This window comes from Methylobacterium sp. CCH5-D2 (assembly GCF_001556475.1).
Taxonomy (GTDB): Bacteria; Pseudomonadota; Alphaproteobacteria; order Rhizobiales; family Beijerinckiaceae; genus Methylobacterium; species Methylobacterium hispanicum.
Map to the genome: position 1 here is coordinate 1 of NZ_LSIX01001084.1, position 3,949 is coordinate 3,949.

General features: G+C 74.2%; 4 protein-coding genes. All 4 read left to right on the forward strand.

Annotated features, from left to right (window positions below; genetic code table 11):
* Window positions 1-133: 133 nt before the first annotated feature.
* Entirely contained in the window at window positions 134-673 is a 540-nt protein-coding gene (locus AX737_RS29185) for a DUF2059 domain-containing protein (protein WP_066927478.1), read from the forward strand.
* 78 nt (window positions 674-751) lie between these two features.
* A complete protein-coding gene (locus AX737_RS29190; protein ID WP_066927480.1) occupies window positions 752-1,888 on the forward strand; it encodes an O-antigen ligase family protein in 1,137 nt (378 codons plus the stop codon).
* Window positions 1,885-3,267: a glutathione-disulfide reductase gene (gene gor, locus AX737_RS29195; protein ID WP_066927473.1), complete on the forward strand. Its 1,383-nt coding sequence runs from the start codon at window positions 1,885-1,887 to the stop codon at window positions 3,265-3,267. The genes AX737_RS29190 and gor overlap by 4 nt, the downstream gene beginning before the upstream one ends.
* A 54-nt stretch (window positions 3,268-3,321) precedes the next feature.
* Complete coding sequence (locus tag AX737_RS29200; protein WP_066927476.1) at window positions 3,322-3,645, forward strand: RNA polymerase sigma factor region1.1 domain-containing protein; 324 nt, start codon at window positions 3,322-3,324, stop codon at window positions 3,643-3,645.
* Window positions 3,646-3,949 lie beyond the last annotated feature (304 nt).

Genomic DNA, 3,949 nt, shown 5'->3' on the forward strand with positions numbered 1-3,949 from the left:
GCCTGTTCCTCGGTCTCGCCACCGCCGCGATCCTCGCCGAGGACCGGGCGGGCCAGGCGCACGTCACCGTGCTGGGCCGGATCGGCTGAGCGCGCCCCCGGCCATGCACGCGATTCTCTTCCGGAAGGCTCCCATGACACGCCGCCTCGCCGCCGCCCTGGCGTTCCTTGCCGTCGCTCTGCCGAGTGCTGCCCCTGCCCAGGCGCAGAAGCCCGCCGCGCCCGCGGCGAAGCCGGCCGCGGCCCAGCCCGCCCCGAACGCCAACCACCTCGCGCTCGCCCGCGAGGTGATGCTCTCGTCGGGCATCGCGCGCTCGTTCGATTCGATCATCCCGGCCTTCGCGGACCAGATCCGCCAGCAGGCGGTCACCCGGCCGGAACTCGCCAAGGACCTCGACGAGGTGCTGGCCGCGCTCCAGCCCGAGATGGAGCTTCAGAAGCAGCGCATGGTCGACACGGCGGCCAAGATCTACGCCGACAAGCTCACCGAGGCGGAGTTGAAGGACATCGCGGCCTTCTTCCGCTCGCCCGCCGGCAAGCGCTACGTCGAGTCCCAGCCCGCCGTGCTCGACGAGATGGTGCAGGCCATGCAGAACTGGACCCAGGAGGTCTCCGAGTACGTGATGGTGCGGGTGCGCGCGGAGCTGGGCAAGCGCGGCCACCAGCTCCAGTAGCCGGTGACGCCTCCCGGTCCGCTCGCGGCCCGCCTCTACGGCGCGGGCGGCGCCGCGCTCGCGCTCGTTCCGCTGGCGATGGCGCTGGCCAACCGCTCCAGCCCGGTCCTCGTCGCGGTGGCGGCGCTTCTCTTCCTGGCCGGCCGGCTCGCCGAGGATGCGGCGGGCACGGCGCGCGACCTCGTGGCGGCCCTGCGCGCGGCGCCGGGCCTCGCCGTGCTGGCGCTGCTGGCCTGGGCGCTCGCCTCCTTCGCCTGGACGCCGTTCCCGGCCGTCTCGCTGCGCGCCCTCTCCGAGTTCGCGCCGACGCTTTTGGCCGCCTTCCTGCTCGCGCGGCTCGCGCCCGGACGGATCCCGGCCTTCGCCGGCCCGCTCGCCTGCCTGTCGCTCGCCCTGGCGGCGCTGATCATCGGGGCCAGCCTCGCCACCGATCTGCGCGTCCAGGCCTGGCTCGGGCAGCGCGACGCCGCCTTCGTGTTCAACCGCCCGGCCATGACCCTGGTGCTGCTCGCCGGCCCCGTCGCGCTGGTTCTGTGGCGGCGCGGGCGGCGCGTCCTCGCGGCTCTGGCGCTCGCCCTCGCGATGGTCGGCGCGCTGCGCTCGATCAGCGGCGCCGCCGCGATGGGTCTCTTCGCCGGCCTCGCCATGGCGGCGCTCGCCGCCGCGCTGCCCCGGCGGGTGGCGATGGGCCTCGCCGGCCTCGGCCTCGGGCTCGCCGTGGCCCTGGCCCCCGTCGAGGGCGATCTCTTGGAGCGGCTGATGCCGGAGGCGGCCCACGCGCGGCTGGTGCAATCCTCCTCCCGCGCCCGCGTCGCCATCGCGCGGAGCTTCGGGGCGGCGGTCGCCGCCGATCCGTGGCGCGGGGCGGGCTTCGGCGTGGCGCCGCGCTTCGCCGAGACGCCCGTCGCCGCGCGCATCGAGCCGGAGCTTCGGCCGATGCTGGCGGTCGGCCACCCGCACAACACGTTCCTCCAAGTCTGGGCCGAACTCGGGCTCGTCGGCGCGGTGTTGCTGGCGCTGGCCCTCTTCCTGTCCCTGCGCCCGGTCGTGGCCCTCTCCCGGCCCGAGGCGGCGGCCGCGCTCGGCCTCGCGGCGGCGGCGGCGGCGATCGCCTTCGTGGAGCACAACGCCTGGGCGGCGTGGTGGACGGCGTCGCTCGGCGCTGCCATCACGTGGCTGCGCGAGGCCACGAGAACCCGGAGCGGACCCGCATGAGCGACTTCGACTGCGACCTCTTCGTCATCGGCGGCGGCTCGGGCGGGGTGCGGGCGGCGCGGATCGCGGCCGGCTACGGCGCCCGGGTGCGGCTCGCCGAGGAGTACCGGGTCGGCGGCACCTGCGTGATCCGCGGCTGCGTGCCCAAGAAGCTGATGGTCTATGCGGGCCGCTTCGCGGACGAGTTCGAGGACGCGGCGGGCTTCGGCTGGAGCGTGGAGAAACCCCGCTTCGACTGGTCGGTGCTCAAACAGCGCCGCGACGCCGAGGTGACGCGGCTGGAGGGCATCTACGACGCCAACCTCATCCGCGCCGGGGTCGAGATCCACCCCGAGCGCGCCGTGATCGAGGACCCGCACACGGTCCGCCTCGTCGGCTCGGACCGGCGCGTCACGGCGGGCCACATCCTCGTGGCGGTGGGCGCCCACCCGGTGAAGGAGCCGGCGATCCCCGGGGGCGAGCTCGGCATCACCTCGAACGAAGTGTTCGAGCTGGAATCGTTGCCCGAGCGCATCCTCGTCGTCGGCGGCGGCTACATCGCGGTGGAGTTCGCGGGCGTCTTCGCGGCCCTCGGCTCGCGGACCACCCTGCTGCACCGGGGCGCCAAGCTGCTGCGCGGCTTCGACGAGGAGGTGCGCGACGCGCTCGGCGAAGCCTACGCCCAGCGCATGGACCTGCGCCTCGGCCGCACGCTCCAGCGACTGGAGCGGGCGGAGGGCGGCATCCGCGCCACCCTCGACGACGGCGCGAGCCTCGTGGTCGATCAGGTGCTCGTTGCTACGGGGCGCCGCCCGAACGTCGCCGGGCTCGGGCTGGAGCGGGTCGGCATCGACCTCGACGCGGCCGGCGCGATCCCGGTCGATGCGTGGTCGCAGACCCGCGTGCCCTCGATCTACGCGGTCGGCGACGTCACCAACCGGGCGAACCTCACCCCGATCGCGATCCGCGAGGGCCACGCCTTCGCCGACACGGTGTTCGGGGCCAAGCCCTCGTGCGTCGATCACCGCCTGATCCCGACCGCGGTGTTCTCCACGCCCGAGATCGGCGTGGTCGGCCACAACGAGGACACGGCGCGGGCCTGCTACGGCGCCATCGACGTCTACCGCGCCGCCTTCCGGCCCATGAAGGCGACGCTGTCGGGCCGGCAGGAGCGCGTCCTGATGAAGGTGCTGGTCGAGCCCGAGAGCGACCGGGTGGTCGGCGTCCACGTCGTCGGGCACGATGCGGGCGAGATCATCCAGGCGGTCGGCATCGCGGTCACGATGGGGGCGACCAAGGCCGATTTCGACCGCACCGTCGCGGTCCACCCCACGGCGTCGGAGGAACTCGTCACCATGCGGGTGCCCGCGGTGACGAAGCGCCCGGTCGGCGTCGGCTAGCCGGCGTCGCGCGCGGGACTCGACGCGGGGCGGGCGCGGTCTAGATCAGCCCGCATGGGCAAGCGGCCGACCAAGAAGGACCAGCCGGATCGGGACGACGCGCACGCGCGTCGCCAGGCGATCATCGACGGCCTGCTCGAATCGGCGCTCCGCCCCGCCTTCACCTACCGCCTGCCGAGCCTCGACGCGCTGCCCGCCGACATCCGCCGGGCGGTGGACGCGCTGCTCGCCAAGGCCGAGCGCCAGCGCAGCCGCGCCCTGACCTACGAGGATCTGGAGGAGGCGCTGCCCCCGCGCGACGTCTCGGCGGAGGACCTCGAGGCGATCTTCTGGATTCTGGCCGAGCACGGCATCGAGGTCGAGGACGGCGAGGGCTGAGGGCCCACGCGGGTTCGGCCCCGCGCGCGGTGAGCGCCGGAGGCATGGCCGAGAGGGAGACGCGGGACGCCGCGGAACCCAAGACGATGTGCGTACGGATACCGAGTTCCCCGGCGTCCCGCGGATGCGGGGGGCGACGGGCGCCCGGTCGCATCCGGCTTTGCGTCGCGGTTTCTTGTCTACCCGCCTGCATCGACCCCGATCTCGGTGGCCCCGGTATCGCGGTTCGCGCCCCGATCCGGAATCCGCCTCGGCAGACTTCACGCGTCCTGCACCGGACCTCGTAGTGGGCCCGGCATCGGTT